Raw genomic sequence first — 15401 nt, 5'->3', positions numbered from 1 at the left:
GCACCTCCTTTGGGTTAGGTAGCGTTATATGGCTCGCTTTCTTCTGCAACCATTTGCCATGGGGTTGCTTGTGGGGATTCTTGATCCACCGGTACACGGACTTTTCCGGACATGAGTTTGGGGAGGAGGGTGTCGCGGATTTGGATTAATCTATTGCTCTCATCATCGTTTCTTTTCATCAAGTTTAATATACTTTTAGCAACTCCCCCAAAAGCTAGAATTAAATCTGGAGTCACGGGAAGAGGAATTCGATAATTCCTCAGGCTTGATTCAGGTACTCTTTGGCGTCCTGAAGAACCTGTCATACTTAAGATAGCATGGGAGCGAAATTGATCCGATCTTGCTAAAAAATAAGCAAATTCAGATGGTATTCCTGGCCTACTTCGTAAGACAATAAATTCAGTAGATCCCCAACCAACTTCATTATCGTTCAGAAAATCTACATACGCTGTTTTGCCATTTTCTAAGCAAGGTGTGATTCGAGCAAAAAGTACATCACCATAAGAAAACTTTGAACCCGAGCTATATTCCCGCATAATATATTCTGAAACTCTAGCATAGTTATTTTGAATACTTTTCATTTCAACATAGGGTTTACATTCACCCTTTTTCAAAACGCTTTTAGGGTTAATGTCTATGACTTCTTCTAATTGTGTTAATTTCCACCCCTTCGGAATCAACCCCAACTCACTTTCCTCAAACTCACCGCCGCTGGACTCATACGGTTCCCCATTATCATTTGGAAACTCAAAGTCTACAAACCACCGTTTAAAAAGAGCCTGGGCAATTTCTTCGAGGATTTTGTTGATGGCGTTGTTGAGTTCGATTTTGTTGTCCAATGCACTTAATAAATTTACAATTCGATCCTGTTCCTCCAGTGATGGTAGAGGTATTTCAATATTTTTCAAGGAAGTAACAGGTCGTGAAATAGCTGGAACACCAGTAGTTGAAGTATTCATCAATAAGGCATGTTGACCAATTGGTGACTTGAAAAAGTAATAAACAAAGAAAGGATTTGCCTTTTTAATATCACATGTTAGCTTCATTTGACTTTGAGAAACAACATATCTTTTATATTTTGAATTCAGAGGGATTATTCCAACCTGTCCTAGTGTACCCCGATGTGTAAATATTAGATCACGGGGGAAGGCGTTACTTGACTTAAGTTCGTCTGCTTTTTGCTCAGTTAAGAATACGTAATCCTCTTCGTATAACATACCATCTGAAAGGTTAGTTCCCCTTATGATAGGTACTCCCTCATTTACAAAGTTCTCTGTTTTAATATTTGAACCAAATGGCCCCATTGCAATTGCATTCGGGATATCTGCCTTTATCTCATCTATTTTTTTGATTCTCCACTCAAAACTCAAACCCAATCCCCCCAAGCCGCTTGCGAATCTCATCCTCCAACTGACGGGATTTGGCGAACTGCTCCGCCAGCTCCGACGTCAACCGTGCCATTTTATCCTCAAACGGTTCCCCGTCTTCTTCGACATCTTCAATTCCGACATAGCGTCCCGGGGTCAGAATGTACTCATGTTCCTGTACATCAGCCAGCTTCGCCGCTTTGCAGAATCCTTTGACATCCTCGTAGGTCCCGGCTTCCGCTTGACCGCGCCATGCGTGATAGGTGTCAGCGATCTTCCGGATGTCTTCCGTGTTCAGCTCCCGGTGGGTACGATCCACCATATGTCCCATCTTGCGTGCATCAATAAACAAGATTTCACCGCGGCGATCGCGAAGTCCCTTCGGAGCCTTATTTTTGGCGATAAACCAGAGACATACCGGAATCTGCGTCGAGTAGAAAAGCTGTCCCGGCAAGGTAACGATGCAGTCAACCAGATCCGCGTTGACCAGTTTGCTGCGAATCTCAAACTCCGCCGTCGTGCTCGTAGACATGGAACCGTTCGCCAATACAAAACCGGCTACACCACTAGGCGCAAGCTTGTTCACGATATGCTGAATCCAGGCATAGTTCGCATTTCCTGCTGGTGGAACCCCATACGTCCAGCGTGCATCCTCAGTCAGCCGTTCAGCGCCCCAGTCGCTAATATTGAAGGGAGGATTGGCCAGGATATAATCAGCTTTCAAATTTTTGTGCAAATCGTTATGAAATGTATCCGCATGATGCTCACCTAGGTTCCCGTCAATACCCCGGATCGCTAGGTTCATTTTGCACAATTTCCACGTCGTCGGATTCGATTCTTGCCCATACACCGCAATATCACCAATTCGCCCTTGATGTTCCTCGACGAACTTCTCACTTTGCACGAACATGCCACCGGAACCACAGCACGGGTCGTACACACGCCCTTTGAATGGCTGGATCATTTCTACAAGCAGACGAACCACGCTCGTAGGGGTGTAGAACTCGCCGCCGTTTTTGCCTTCCGCACTAGCAAATTTACTCAAGAAGTACTCGTATACCCGACCCAGCACATCCTTTGAGCGACTCTCTTCATCGCCGACTTTAAATGAAAACAGGTCAATCACTTCGCCGAGACGTGTTTTATCTAAAGCCGGTCTGGCGTAATCCTTCGGCAGTACGCCTTTTAGTGATGGGTTTTCTTTCTCGGTGGAGATCATGGCATTGTCAATGATTTGCCCGATTTCCGGCTTTTTTGCATGATCCTTGATATGGTTCCAACGAGCTTCCTTTGGCACCCAGAAGATGTTGTCCGCTACATATTCATCCCGGTCTTCCGGGTCCGCGTACGGCTCATTTTTCAGAGCTTCGTATTTTTCCTCAAATGCGTCGGAGACGTATTTCAGAAACAGCAAGCCCAGCGCCACATGCTTATATTCCGCTGCATCCATGCTGCCGCGAAGTTTGTCGGCCACGCTCCATAGTTTTTCTTCAAATCCGATGTTCGCTGTTGCCATTCTACTTGTCCTCCCAAAGAAGTTTTATATTAGAACGGTATGAATACTATTTAAAGTAGGAGAATAGATCTCGTGATATCCGAATTGTATTATCCCGTCCCTCCAAAAGATCTGATCTACCTGTACCCCAAGCTTTCAAACCGTGAGTCCCTTTTTCACTCTTTATTGTGATTCGGTAACTTTCCCGGCCATAATGTACATCTAGACAGTCTTTTACTTGATCTAAAGACAAAATGGCAATTTCACTATCCTGCATTTTTTCTTGTCCGCATATTAACGCAAAGTATAAAGTAGTTTTGATTTCTTTATACTCCCGAATATATTCCACTTCTTCAGGTGAAAAAATAAATTGCCATAATCGTGCATCGTTTTTTTGTCTTGGTAAAGGAGTAGAAACATATTTGGCATAAATCCGGAAATCGCCGATGTTCGTCCCTAATTTGTAAATTCTACGAGATTCACCGGGCTCAATAATCGCTGGCGCAAGTCCGTTGTTGACAAAGCATGATAGCAAAGAGCCGTAATAAAAGTCCGCTTTCCGAAGAGCTCCCATTGCGATACCTCCCCATTTTGGCTTATCCTAATTGTTTTGGGTTACCCATAATTCATCGTATATTTTAACTCTTTCTTGCTTCCAACGCTTTGTTGCAGCTTGAATTGATTTGAGATACATCTCTTTTTCCTGTTTATATCTGTTCACTATCGATACTTGGATTTCTTCGCTGAACAGAGGGATTTCTATCTCTGCAATATCATTCGGATTAAGATTCATTACCGTCGTTCCACGCTGATAGCTTTGCAATAACGCAATTCCAATCGGGCTTTCAAAAAAAATTTGTGCATAATGGCTATGGATCAGCTTACGAAAGCGAATGACGAGAATATTCGCGGAGGCAATCACCATGTCGGTACTGTCCGGGAATACTGCCAATTTGTTTACGGTTCCCCGACATGTCATCACCAGGTCACCAGGGAGAATCTCATATCGTTTGACTTTTCGTTCTTCCTCATCAATTGTTTCCAACTGCTCAAGAAGCACTTCTCCATCATCAAGGTTTGAGATGTTTAACACTTTGATACTCCCGGCCCGTAAATCCTGTTTCAGAATGGACTTCCCACGGAAAATATCTGCCACATCTCGAAGCTTCACTTTTGGTATAGCAGCTTGTTGAAATGAGCGGAGCGTATCTTGATCTTCATCTAGAAGAAGGTCGATGCGCCAATTATCCAATATCCGAAACTGGTCAGGATGCATGGTGATTTTCCGTTCTGTAACTAACTTCGATTTCTCAACTTTCCATCGTCCTAAAACAATTTCATTTACAGCCAATTTACCAAATTCCACCTGATAGGTCTTGATAGAAGTGAAGGGGCGAAACAGCCCATCAGGATGTGCATAGATCGATTGCACCGGAGCAAGTTCATTTGTCTGCTTCCGCCAGTCAGCAATAGCTCCTGATTGAAACATCATTCGTGCTGGAAAGGTCACACTCATCCGTCCTCCATCATGTAAGAGGGGGAGAAGGTGGCTTACCGCCGCGCCTTCGGACTCACGAATCGGAACAGCGTCATCGTTCATTTTCATACCGAAATTCGGAATCGAGAGGATAGCCTCATATTTCGCATCCAATGGCAGCATCTGATAAATAGACCCTTGAATGACATGAACATTAGTTACGGATTCAAAGTAGGTCTTAAACAGCCTTCCGATGATGTAACTTTCCGTTAATAATGTAATCGTAAAGGGGCGTGTCCAACATTTCGTTTCCACGATCCCTTTTATGTACTTCTCCGCTTCTGTTATAAGAAGGGATTGATAGTTTTGCCTACTACACATATCTACAAACTGTTCCATGATACTAGGATGGACGATTATCCCACCAGTAACTCGATCATGCTGGATAGTCTGCAAGGCGTACTCCATTAGGTCCATATCCTTGCCAGTATGGTACAGTTTATAAAACAAATCCCGATCGCCGGGGAAGTGACCCAATTCGCGATCCCCGACATGCTCCTTCATCCACCGAAAAAGTTTCTCCGGTTCCTCTTGAACATTCTGATCCAAGCTTTCTTGCTTCGTGATGGTCTGTTTGGTTCGAACAACCCGAATTGCTTCTCGCAGCAATTGGTCTCGGGAAACAATATCATGGAGAAGGCATATATTCCAAAATGTTTCGATCAAACTACCACCTGCTTCCAATAACCTTTTCCATACCTAAATAATACCACTTCATAATTTAGTATTGCAATACCAAAAAAAGAGATCCTGTTTTTCGGATCTCCTTTTCTTTATGTAATTTTCCTGATCAATCTACCTGCCCAATCCCTGGGACTATCACTCTCATAATGCCTGATCTTATCAATATCCATATTTCTACATCTGTCGAGAACGTTTTGGTCCCAGTGTCCGCCTTTTTCAACCATTCCTTCTAAAATCAGTTGGATATCCGCTTCTTTGGTGGAAAAGGGAACATGTCCTGTCGGCCTAATCATCAACGTAGAGATTGACCAATCATCCGGCCGTGCCACCTCGATAACATAACTCGTACTGTTGCCATTCGTTAATTGAACGATCGCACAAGTTCGGCGAGCACCGTTCGGGCATACTGAAAACCTCTTTCCCGGTGGAACTCGCACCACAGACAGCCGGATATCAACCAGAAACACCTACTTTAGAATTTCGATCATCTTAAAAAACGCTCCAAGCCAATAGCTTCGTGTACAGATACTGTCTCAATCGTCTGAAATTCAATCGGAGGAGTATCTCCACCAACAACCGTGTAGATGGAACATCTTGTATCTCCAGCCAAGGCAAATAATCTTTGCCGATACCTTGACCTCAACCTTCTTTAATATACTTTTCGATCTTGGCACCAGTAATTTGCCGATTTCGCTTGGCCATATGCTCACTCCTAACTCATTTCCCAAAATAAAAAGGGGCCACCCTAAGGCAGCCCCAAAAAGGAGTCATTGTGCAAATCTATGCTGTAGGATCTGTTGACGTAATAGTAGAGCCGTTACTACCATAATACCCCATTCGCTCAGTCTATTNAAAAAGGGGCCACCCTAAGGCAGCCCCAAAAAGGAGTCATTGTGCAAATCTATGCTGTAGGATCTGTTGACGTAATAGTAGAGCCGTTACTACCATAATACCCCATTCGCTCAGTCTATTACATTATTTTCACAGTCTAATACTTTATTTTCTGAGTCTAAAACATTATTTTCACAGTCTAATACTTTATTTTCTGAGTCTAAAACATTATTTTCATCGAACAAATACAACTACCCAACTTCCCCTTCTTACTCCACCGTTACACTCTTCGCCAAATTCCTCGGTTTATCCACATCAAGGCCTTTGGCTGTCGAAGCGTAGTAGGCGAGCAGTTGGAGCGGAATGACGGTTAAGAGCGGCGTTAGGAATGGCAGCGTCTTTGGAATGTGAATGACGTGATCTACGGTGTTCGCCAGTTCATTGTCGCCTTCGAGGGCAAAGCCCAGAACGCGGGCGCCGCGGGCTTTCACCTCGATGATATTGCTGACCATCTTTTCGTAGATATCCGGTTGCGTAGCGATGGCCACCACAGGGACGTTGTCTTCGATCAACGCCAGGGTGCCGTGCTTCAGCTCGCCGGCCGGGTACGCTTCTGAATGGATGTAGGAGATCTCCTTCAATTTCAGCGACCCTTCCAAAGAGACGGAATAATCGAGGCCGCGGCCGATGAAGAACAGGCTGTCTACTTCCTTGATGCTGTCGGCAAACTCACGAACAGCGTCCTGATCGTCGAGAATGGCGGAGATCTTGGCAGGCAGCTCTTGCAGCTCCTCGATCACTGCAGCGATTTCCTCCGCGGACATCGTCTGCTTCACTTGGGCAAAATACAGGGCGAACAGGTAGAGCGCAGCCACCTGGCTGGTATAAGCCTTCGTGGAAGCTACGGCAACTTCGGGCCCTGCCCAAGTAAAGACGACCTCGTCCGCTTCGCGAGCGACAGAGCTTCCCACTACGTTGGTGATCGCCAAGACTTTTACGCCTTTTTTCTTGGAATCCCGCAGAGCGGCCAAGGTATCTGCCGTTTCACCCGATTGGCTGATCACGATCATGAGCGTTTTATCCGTAAAGATCGGATCGCGGTAGCGGAATTCCGAAGCAACGGCCACTTCCACCGGGACGCGGGTGATTTTTTCAATGACATCTTTACCGACGAGACCTGCGTGCATCGATGTTCCGCAAGCGACGATGTAGATTCTGTCATAGGCAGCCAACTCTGCATCGCTCATCTTTAATTCAGGAAAGACGATCTGCTTGTTCTTTTCGTCCACGCGGGAACCGATCGTATCGCGAATGGCTTGCGGCTGCTCGTGAATCTCCTTCAGCATAAACGAGTCGTAGCCGCCTTTTTCAGCTTGGACGAGATCCCAATCGACATGAAACAGGTCGCGTGCGATTTTTTCCCCTGTGTCGACCTTGTAGAGCTCTACACCGTCCCGGGTCAGAACAGCCAGTTCTCCCTCATCAAGAATGTACACGTCACGAGTGTGTTCCAGGATGGCAGGGATGTCCGAGCCGATAAAGCTTTCTCCTTCGCCGATGCCGACGATCAGCGGGCTGGCCAGGCGAACGGCAACCAGTTTATCCGGTTCGTGGGAGGTCATGATCCCCAGTGCATAAGCTCCGCGCATTTTTTGAACAGCCTTGCGGGCAGTTGACACAAGATCTCCATCGTAAAGATCTGCTAGTAAATGGGCAATTACTTCTGTGTCCGTTTCCGAAGTAAAGGTGTATCCCTTCTCCAACAGTTCTGCCTTAATGGAAATAAAATTTTCGATGATCCCGTTGTGAACGACAGCAAATTTGGTTTTTTCATCGATATGCGGGTGTGCATTCTGATCAGAAGGCTTCCCGTGTGTCGCCCACCGCGTATGGCCAATGCCGATTACGCCCTGAAGCGGATTCGTGACCAAGCGTTCTTCGAGAACAGCAAGACGGCCCTGTGCTTTTTCCAGTTCCAAGCCCTGATCTGTCAAGACTGCAACACCAGCTGAATCGTACCCGCGATACTCCAATTTCCGCAGACCATCGACAATGACTTTTTGCGCATCCTTATTTCCAATGTATCCTACAATACCGCACATATGTGTAATCCCCTTTCGACGTCAAACGACGGGGACACACAGCCCAACAACTCTTTCATTTTTAACGGGGTGCGTCCCCGTCATTCCTCAAATTTCTCCTCTTTGCGTATCTGATACAGGTATTGTGCATTGAGTTGCCCCAACGTTTTGTCCCTGTACTTGCGGTAGAGATACGAGCTACCGGGAGGCATCCGCCGAACTCTTCGATAAACCTCCACCTCGTCAACTGCGCTCCATGCCGGGCAGCCGCAGTTCTGGCGCTTCGTGAACCATCGGTCAGCAAATCTGCCAGCTTATCGGTAATCCGATTTTCTCCATGATCGCCTCCTTTCGCCGGCTTCATTGATTTGACCAACCTTACTTTACCATAGCTTTCTCAATTCAACAACAATGGCTTTTTTCCTAATTTATGCAGCAAGGAGCAGCTTCGTGCCGCTCCCCGCCTCTATTTTATTAGGACAACTCCCGCTTTACCACTTCTGCTATTCGCTGCACAAGCGATTCCAGCTGGTCCTTATCCGGCCCTTCTGCCATGACACGGACAAGCGGCTCCGTACCGGAAGGGCGAACCAGCACCCGCCCATTGTCAGCCAGTTCACGTTCAGCTTCCTTGATGGCATTTTCGATCACTTCGTTGCCGGCCAGCTTCGATTTATCAGCAACAGCGACGTTGACCAGCAGCTGCGGGTATTTGGTCATCACCTGCTTGAGCTCCGATAGCGGCTTGCCGGTTTCCTTTACCACGTTGAGCAGTTGCAGACCGGTCAAAAGTCCGTCCCCAGTCGTATTGTGGTCAAGGAAGATGATATGCCCGGATTGTTCACCGCCGAGGTTGTAACCGCCTCGTAGCATCTCTTCGACAACGTAACGGTCCCCGACCGCTGTTTTCGTCGTGTTGATACCCAGCTCCTCCATCGCCTTAAAAAAGCCCAGGTTTGCCATGACAGTCGTCACGATCGTGTTGTTGTTCAAATCGCCGTTTGCCTTTAGGGCACGGGCGCATATCGCCATGATGTAGTCACCGTCAACAATTTCACCTTTTTCGTCGACAGCGATACAGCGATCGGCGTCGCCATCAAAACCGAGACCAATATTGGCTTGATGCTTGAGAACCTCTTCCTGTAATTTTTCCGGATGAGTCGAACCGCACTGTTCATTGATGTTCGTGCCGTTAGGATTGGCACCAATCGTAATCACTTCCGCTTCTACGTCGGCAAACAGACGGGCCGCTAGCGAGGCCACGGCCCCATTCGCACAATCCAGAACGACCTTTACCCCTTCAAATCGCTCAGAAACCGTACTCTTCAAGTGAGAAAGGTATTTTTGGGCGCCTTCCAGGTACTCCAACAGCGACCCGATCTTATCCCCGGTTGGACGAGGCAGGTTATCTTCCGCAGCATCCATATACTGCTCGATTTCCAGTTCGACTTCATCGCTTAGTTTAAAACCGTCACTGCCAAAGAATTTGATCCCATTATCCGGAAATGGGTTGTGTGACGCAGAGATCATGACGCCAGCATCAGCGCCTAGAGCACGAGTCAGATAAGCAACACCCGACGTAGGGATAATTCCGAGCCGCACTACCTCTGAGCCAACCGATAATAAGCCGGCAATCAGCGCATTTTCCAGCATTTGTCCAGATATGCGAGTATCTCGTCCGATGACTACCTTTGGTTTGCCTTCCTGTTTGTGTCTGGTAAGTACGTAGCCGCCGATCCGGCCAATTTTGAAGGCTAGTTCAGGCGTTAATTGAGAGTTGGCAACTCCACGTACACCATCTGTTCCGAAATACTTCCCCATCCTTGTCCCTCTTTTCTTCGCTTCTCAACATCTTTACCTGTGTTTATCCTTGTTTGCTCGTAATTTCAACCGTTACCTGTTTGATCGCATTCGGTGCCGTCTTCAGGTAGTTGGGCAGCTTGTAAATAATCGGTATCTCATGTACCCCAATGGGCAGGTTGCTCACATCGGCGATGATCTGGGCATTATCAGGAGTGAGATCCTTCAAGTTTTGCGGCGCCCCGATCACGTCAAAATCAATTGTGGTAATCTCCTGCCCCTCAGGAGTTAATATTTTTGCCTGGAGGTCGTCAGACAGTCCGCTGATCCTCAGCGGTACGCCTTTTAACTGCTTCGTTTGCGAACGAACGACTTTCAGCGTCACTTCCAAATCATCCGGTTGAACTTTGACGACCTTATCGACAAGCGGAATTTTCAATTGCAGCAGCCGATCCGATGTAATGTTGCTCAGATCGATATCCGGCCCTGGATATACGGTAAGGCCCCTGATTACATCTTGTGGTCCGAACACCGTCACCTCTTCCGTACTAGTTTGCACACTAGCCAAACTATATCCATCAGGCAAGTCATTCGTCAAGTTTATTTTAATGGGCACGATGATAAATGGACTCGTTACGGGTACATTGACCTCTACTTTATGGGGCGTCACTTCCGCCTGAGGCATGACGTTTCCTTGCTTATCGACCACTTTTAACTCAACGGAGGTATTAATCGGCGATGTTGCCCCTTCCAGGTTAACTGTGGCCTTCACGTAAGCGACATTGTTTACCTGGCTCTCCGGCACAATGACGTGAACCCTCTCCGGCTTCACTTCCGGAGTGCCGGCCGTGTAGCCTGCTGCGACCTGTCCCAACAGCTCCACTTTCACTTCTTTTTCCACCGTCTGTTTCTCTTCCAGGGTCACTTCAACAGTGGAGGGCGTTATCGCCACTCTTGCGTCGCTGGGGAATCCTTTATACTGCACGGGTACTCGATGGACACCCTTCCCTTTGCCTCTGAGGTCTACGTAGACCTCAAGCTGATCAGCTCCGATGCTGTAGCGGAAAAACGGATTGCTGCTTTCTACAGCCACGCTGACTGATTGTGGAGCCCTTACTACCTCATAACGATCGGAATCATAATAGACCTTCAGGTTTAACCCGTTCATGATCATCGGGCGATTCGTATCCGTGCCGGGGCCCGGCTGCGGCTCGATATTCACGGCCATCCACAACATGATTGCCATCAATAAGGCGATTGCTCTGACAAACCAAGGACTGTTTAGCCATCTATCCATGTTTTCGCCCCCATTGCCAGCGACCCCCCATAGACTTGTTCTTCGCCGGCGGAGTCAGTTGTTCAAGCAGCATCTCTTTCAGTTGCTCTTCGGTTAAACCTCGTTTTACTTCGCCATTCGATGCGTAGGACACTTGTCCCGTCTCTTCTGAGACGACAATCGACAAGCCGTCTGATACCTCACTCATGCCGATTGCTGCGCGGTGGCGGGTTCCTAGTTCCTTTGAAATGGTGGGATTTTCTGTAAGCGGCAAATAACAACCCGCTGCCAGCACAGTGTCTTTGCGTATAATGACTGCTCCATCATGGAGCGGTGTATTTGGGATAAAAATGTTGATTAATAGTTCCGAAGTCACCCGTCCATTGATTTGAATGCCGGTCTCTACGTAGTCGTTAAGCCCGGTTTCCCGCTCAATCACGATCAGGGCCCCAATTCTCCGTTTGGCCATGTACGTAACAGATTTGCCGACTTCTTGAACCATGCGTTGGACAACTTCTTCACCTTGATTCGAATACGTTCGGGAAAACAGCTTGCCCCTCCCCAACTGCTCTAAGGCTCGTCTCAACTCGGGTTGGAAAATAATCACCAACGCCAGCATCCCAAAGGTAAATGCCTGTGACATCAGCCAATACAAGGTGGTCAGTTCGAACCATTTGCTGAGCAGCCAGGTGATGACGACCACTAAAATCCCCTTCAAGAGCTGGACAGCCCTTGTTCCGCGAATCAGCATCAATAATTTATAAATAACGTACGTGACAAGTAAAATATCGATCACGTAGCGGAGTATATTTGCGTATTCAATATTCCCCATGTGAAGCCCCCACATTATTCTCACACCTTTTGCAACAGCGATAGCTCGGGAATTGGCTGCGAAAAAGCACGGCTATTTGTCGGCCGTGCCTATTTTACCTTATTTTCTCCTAAGGGGCGATGGGAAGCAAGTTATTTCCGATATTTTTCAGTTCGTACCAAATCCAATCAAAAATCGCCTCTATTGATTCAGCATCTCCTGCGACGTTAGCGGTGGATGCTAAAAAAACTTTCCCATCTATGGCTACTACATTACCTTGAACTTTGCCTTGCACTTCGACACTTCCATTACGGACAACCAAGTCGCCTACGATCGTCGTGCCCTCAGGTACAACGACAAGATTGCGCGCCCGATCAATTTTTAGCTGGTCCAGGCTGTTGGAAGACACCTGAAGTGTTTGATCACGTTCGATCCAGGTGGCGGACACGCTCCCGGCCATCAAGAAGAAGAAGACAGCCGCGGCAGTGACAAACGGATGCTTTCTCAACCAGGCTGAAAAGCGATTCATCCCTGAAGGAGCCGGCAGCTGTGCAAGCACCCGATTGGTAAAATCGGACGGTGCACATACGTGCGACAAACTTTGAACCAGCGCCACGGTTTTCTGCAATTCGCGTAAGTACTGGCGACATTCCGCACAGTCCCTGAGATGTTCTTGCAGGCGGTGATTGCTTAATTCGTCAATATCCCCATCCAAAAAGGAATGGATGAGAAGATGTTTTTCTCTGCATTCCATCTGAGGTTGATCTCCTTTCTACTACATGTGTTGAAGCTTTCCACGCAACGCTTCACGACCGCGGTGAATCCTCGTTTTGATCGTTGTTATCGGCAATTTTAGAACATCGCTGATTTCCTGCAGTGATAAATCCTCTATATAACGCAATATCATAATGGAGCGGTACTTGGGGGATAGTTGAGTCAAAGCCTCCTGAACCGTATCTTGAAGTTCCCGCGTCACCATCTTTTCTTCCGGGGTTTTTTCATTAGAAGAAAGGCGGGAATACCAGTCAAGCCCTTCTGTCCCTTCCGCCTCTTCGTCAAGAGAAAAGTGCGGTTTCTTTTTGCGTCCCCGGTCGATACATAAGTTGGTAGCGATACGGTAGATCCAGGTAGAGAACTTGTAGCTTTCGTCATAGGTATGCAGGTTCGCAAAGACGCGCAGGAATGTTTCCTGGGCGATATCTTCCGCTTCCTGGCGGTTGCCTACCATCCGGAAAGCCAACTGGTAAATTTTATCTTTATATATGTCCACCAGTTCCGCAAAGGCTTCGCGGTCCCCCCGCTTCGCCCGCTCCGTCAACCGTTTTTCTACGAATTCCATGCTTTCCTCCCCGGCGTTGCCGTACCTTGTTTATACGAACTACCCGTTATTTTGTTTCAACTTATTAGCGGGATGTTTTTCAATAAAAGCTGAATAAAAATTGGGTATATTGGGCCAGATTCAGCATATATTGGTAGTAATTACGTGGCATCTATATCAAATATCCAAAGGAGTGGCTGCAGTGTGCATTGAACTTGTCCTCCGACAAATCGAGGAGCTGCGACAGCAACTTAACGAACAGTACAAGCACGACTCCGCCATCACTCCAGAACTAGTCGAACTAAGCGCCAAATTGGACCAACTTCTTAATAAATTGCACCATTCATCTTTTGAATGTAACTAGTTTTTCCAGAACAGTAAAGAGGAAAAGAGAGGGACTTCCCCTCTCTTTTTCGCGGCTGCGTCAGGATAAGGATCCTACGCGGCTTTTTGGTATAGGTCTATTATAACAATTTATCGCCAAATACGGAACTCATCAATGCTACAGCCACACGGGCCGTTCTGTTCTGCTCGTCCAGAATTGGGTTAACTTCAACAAATTCGGCAGATGTGAGAATATCCGACTCTGCCAGTATTTCCATCGCCAAATGGCCCTCCCGGTAAGAAATGCCGCCAATGACTGGTGTCCCTACTCCGGGAGCGTCATGTGGATCTAAGCCATCCAGATCAAGGCTGAGATGGACGCCATCTGTTCCTTTGCTTACGTGAGCTATCGCTTCCTCCATCACTCTTGCCATCCCCAGCCGATCAATCTCATGCATGGTGAAGACCTTTATGCCCCGTTCTTTTATGAGTTTTCGTTCACCGCTGTCGAGGTCGCGCGCCCCAATGATCACGATATTTTCCGGCTTTAGTTTCGGGGAAAACCCGCCAATATTCACTAGTTGCTGATGACCAAGCCCCATACTGGCAGCCAGCGGCATTCCGTGAATATTGCCAGTTGGGGATGTTTCGCCCGTATTTAAATCTCCATGAGCATCAAACCAGATGACCCCGAGGTTCTTTCTGTGTTTGGCTACTCCTGCGATCGTCCCCATGGCGATACTGTGGTCGCCGCCCAAAACAAGCGGAAAACGTCCAGCTTCTACCTCCTGGCTTACTGCATTCGCCAGTTCTTCATTAGCCGCCACTACCTCATCCAAATACTTATGGTGCTCGGTCTCAGTGAAGGTATGTGGCCGCGTCACCGGGATATCGCCAATATCCTTGATCGCAAACCCCATCCCTTCCAACCGCTTGACTACTCCCGCGTACCGGATCGCGCTTGGCCCCATATCCACGCCGCGCCGGTCAGCACCCAGGTCCATAGGTACACCTATAATTGTTATGTTTTTGTTCACTGTCGATATCCCCTTCCCGTAATGGCTACTTATATTGTAGCCTGACTGGGAAAAATGACTCAACTCGACAGGAATCTGCATAGTTATACTAATTTTGAGAAAACAAAAGCGAGCAGCCTGACGCCGCTCGCTACCTTGACAAAAAAATGGAGCGGGTGATGGGAATCGAACCCACGCGACCAGCTTGGAAGGCTGGGGTTCTACCATTGAACTACACCCGCATCATGGTCGGGAAGACAGGATTCGAACCTGCGACCCCTTGGTCCCAAGCCAAGTACTCTACCAAGCTGAGCTACTTCCCGACGAATGGCGTGCCCTGAGAGATTCGAACTCCCGACCTTTTGATTCGTAGTCAAACGCTCTATCCAGCTGAGCTAAGGGCACATATGAAGTTGAAAATGGAGCGGACGACGGGTCTCGCTTCTTCCTGGCGACACTACGTCGAATTACTTCAACGCGCAGCCAGATGTGCAGTACCCGAGCGCTGCTTCTTGAAATGCATCGAGGGTAAACCCGGTACGGGTGAGAGACCCTTCTGCAGTTTCAATAATGGAGCGGACGACGGGTCTCGCTTCTTCCTGGCGACACTACGTCGAATTACTTCAACGCGCAGCCAGATGTGCAGTACCCGAGCGCTGCTTCTTGAAATGCATCGAGGGTAAACCCGGTACGGGTGAGAGACCCTTCTGCAGTTTCAATAATGGCGCGGACGACGGGTCTCGAACCCGCGCCCTTCGCCTTGGCAAGGCGACGCTCTACCAATTGAGCTACGTCCGCACAGACATGATAAATCATGTGGTGAGCCATGAAGGACTCGAACCTTCGACCCTCTGATTAAAA

Annotated in this window: 13 protein-coding genes and 4 tRNA genes; 1 reads left to right on the top strand and 16 read right to left on the bottom strand. The window is 47.7% G+C overall.

What is annotated here, in order from left to right; all coding sequences use genetic code 11:
* Window positions 1-14: 14 nt before the first annotated feature.
* From ACI7RC_RS21170 to sigW, 11 genes are all read right to left on the bottom strand, one after another.
* Window positions 15-1370: a restriction endonuclease subunit S gene (locus tag ACI7RC_RS21170; protein ID WP_408110178.1), complete on the bottom strand. Its 1356-nt coding sequence runs from the start codon at window positions 1368-1370 to the stop codon at window positions 15-17.
* Window positions 1360-2883, bottom strand: a complete 1524-nt coding sequence (locus tag ACI7RC_RS21165; protein WP_408110177.1) for a class I SAM-dependent DNA methyltransferase — start codon at window positions 2881-2883, stop codon at window positions 1360-1362. The genes ACI7RC_RS21170 and ACI7RC_RS21165 overlap by 11 nt, the downstream gene beginning before the upstream one ends.
* A 46-nt stretch (window positions 2884-2929) precedes the next feature.
* The gene (locus ACI7RC_RS21160; protein ID WP_408110176.1) at window positions 2930-3436 is read right to left on the bottom strand and encodes a hypothetical protein; all 507 of its coding nucleotides are present in this window, start codon (window positions 3434-3436) and stop codon (window positions 2930-2932) included.
* A 27-nt stretch (window positions 3437-3463) separates the two neighbouring features.
* A complete protein-coding gene (locus ACI7RC_RS21155; protein ID WP_408110175.1) occupies window positions 3464-5065 on the bottom strand; it encodes a restriction endonuclease subunit S in 1602 nt (533 codons plus the stop codon).
* Between the two features lie 107 nt (window positions 5066-5172).
* Window positions 5173-5520, bottom strand: coding sequence for a Tn7-like element transposition protein TnsE (locus ACI7RC_RS21150; protein ID WP_408110219.1), 348 nt, complete (start codon window positions 5518-5520; stop codon window positions 5173-5175).
* A gap of 663 nt (window positions 5521-6183) precedes the next feature.
* Window positions 6184-8016 carry a glutamine--fructose-6-phosphate transaminase (isomerizing) gene (glmS, locus tag ACI7RC_RS21145; RefSeq protein ID WP_408110174.1) on the bottom strand — a complete coding sequence of 611 codons (1833 nt, stop codon included), beginning with the start codon at window positions 8014-8016 and terminating at the stop codon, window positions 6184-6186.
* Window positions 8017-8469: 453 nt separating this feature from the next.
* Window positions 8470-9816, bottom strand: a complete 1347-nt coding sequence (gene glmM, locus ACI7RC_RS21140; protein ID WP_408110173.1) for a phosphoglucosamine mutase — start codon at window positions 9814-9816, stop codon at window positions 8470-8472.
* Window positions 9817-9859: 43 nt separating this feature from the next.
* The gene (locus tag ACI7RC_RS21135) at window positions 9860-11092 is read right to left on the bottom strand and encodes a CdaR family protein (protein ID WP_408110172.1); all 1233 of its coding nucleotides are present in this window, start codon (window positions 11090-11092) and stop codon (window positions 9860-9862) included.
* Window positions 11085-11903 carry a diadenylate cyclase CdaA gene (cdaA, locus tag ACI7RC_RS21130; protein ID WP_408110171.1) on the bottom strand — a complete coding sequence of 273 codons (819 nt, stop codon included), beginning with the start codon at window positions 11901-11903 and terminating at the stop codon, window positions 11085-11087. Before cdaA ends, ACI7RC_RS21135 begins: the two co-directional genes overlap by 8 nt.
* A gap of 109 nt (window positions 11904-12012) precedes the next feature.
* Window positions 12013-12636, bottom strand: coding sequence for a zf-HC2 domain-containing protein (locus ACI7RC_RS21125; RefSeq protein ID WP_408110170.1), 624 nt, complete (start codon window positions 12634-12636; stop codon window positions 12013-12015).
* A gap of 21 nt (window positions 12637-12657) precedes the next feature.
* Window positions 12658-13221: an RNA polymerase sigma factor SigW gene (gene sigW, locus ACI7RC_RS21120; protein ID WP_408110169.1), complete on the bottom strand. Its 564-nt coding sequence runs from the start codon at window positions 13219-13221 to the stop codon at window positions 12658-12660.
* Window positions 13222-13393: 172 nt separating this feature from the next.
* Between sigW and ACI7RC_RS21115 the strand changes: the two genes are divergently transcribed.
* Complete coding sequence (locus ACI7RC_RS21115; RefSeq protein WP_408110218.1) at window positions 13394-13564, top strand: Spo0E family sporulation regulatory protein-aspartic acid phosphatase; 171 nt, start codon at window positions 13394-13396, stop codon at window positions 13562-13564.
* Between the two features lie 100 nt (window positions 13565-13664).
* Here ACI7RC_RS21115 and rocF read toward each other — a convergent pair whose 3' ends face one another.
* The 5 genes from rocF to ACI7RC_RS21090 form a co-directional block, all read right to left on the bottom strand.
* A complete protein-coding gene (rocF, locus tag ACI7RC_RS21110) occupies window positions 13665-14561 on the bottom strand; it encodes an arginase (protein ID WP_408110168.1) in 897 nt (298 codons plus the stop codon).
* Window positions 14562-14708: 147 nt separating this feature from the next.
* Window positions 14709-14782, bottom strand: a tRNA-Gly gene (locus tag ACI7RC_RS21105).
* Between the two features lie 4 nt (window positions 14783-14786).
* Window positions 14787-14863, bottom strand: a tRNA-Pro gene (locus tag ACI7RC_RS21100).
* A gap of 5 nt (window positions 14864-14868) precedes the next feature.
* Window positions 14869-14945: transfer RNA gene (locus tag ACI7RC_RS21095), tRNA-Arg, on the bottom strand.
* Window positions 14946-15262: 317 nt separating this feature from the next.
* Window positions 15263-15338, bottom strand: a tRNA-Gly gene (locus ACI7RC_RS21090).
* Window positions 15339-15401: the final 63 nt, after the last annotated feature.

It is taken from the genome of Brevibacillus sp. B_LB10_24 (genome assembly GCF_046036945.1).
Taxonomy (GTDB): Bacteria; Bacillota; Bacilli; order Brevibacillales; family Brevibacillaceae; genus Brevibacillus_C.
Note: the sequence above shows the minus strand (reverse complement) of the source record. Positions and strands in the feature narration are given on the sequence as shown.

Coding starts and splice junctions, on each gene's coding strand:
- sigW (WP_408110169.1), bottom strand. CDS start 13,221: ATGGAATTCGTAGAAAAACGGTTGACGGAGCGGGCGAAGCGGGGGGAC.
- ACI7RC_RS21135 (WP_408110172.1), bottom strand. CDS start 11,092: ATGGATAGATGGCTAAACAGTCCTTGGTTTGTCAGAGCAATCGCCTTA.
- glmS (WP_408110174.1), bottom strand. CDS start 8,016: ATGTGCGGTATTGTAGGATACATTGGAAATAAGGATGCGCAAAAAGTC.
- ACI7RC_RS21125 (WP_408110170.1), bottom strand. CDS start 12,636: ATGGAATGCAGAGAAAAACATCTTCTCATCCATTCCTTTTTGGATGGG.
- ACI7RC_RS21165 (WP_408110177.1), bottom strand. CDS start 2,883: ATGGCAACAGCGAACATCGGATTTGAAGAAAAACTATGGAGCGTGGCC.
- glmM (WP_408110173.1), bottom strand. CDS start 9,816: ATGGGGAAGTATTTCGGAACAGATGGTGTACGTGGAGTTGCCAACTCT.
- cdaA (WP_408110171.1), bottom strand. CDS start 11,903: ATGGGGAATATTGAATACGCAAATATACTCCGCTACGTGATCGATATT.
- ACI7RC_RS21160 (WP_408110176.1), bottom strand. CDS start 3,436: ATGGGAGCTCTTCGGAAAGCGGACTTTTATTACGGCTCTTTGCTATCA.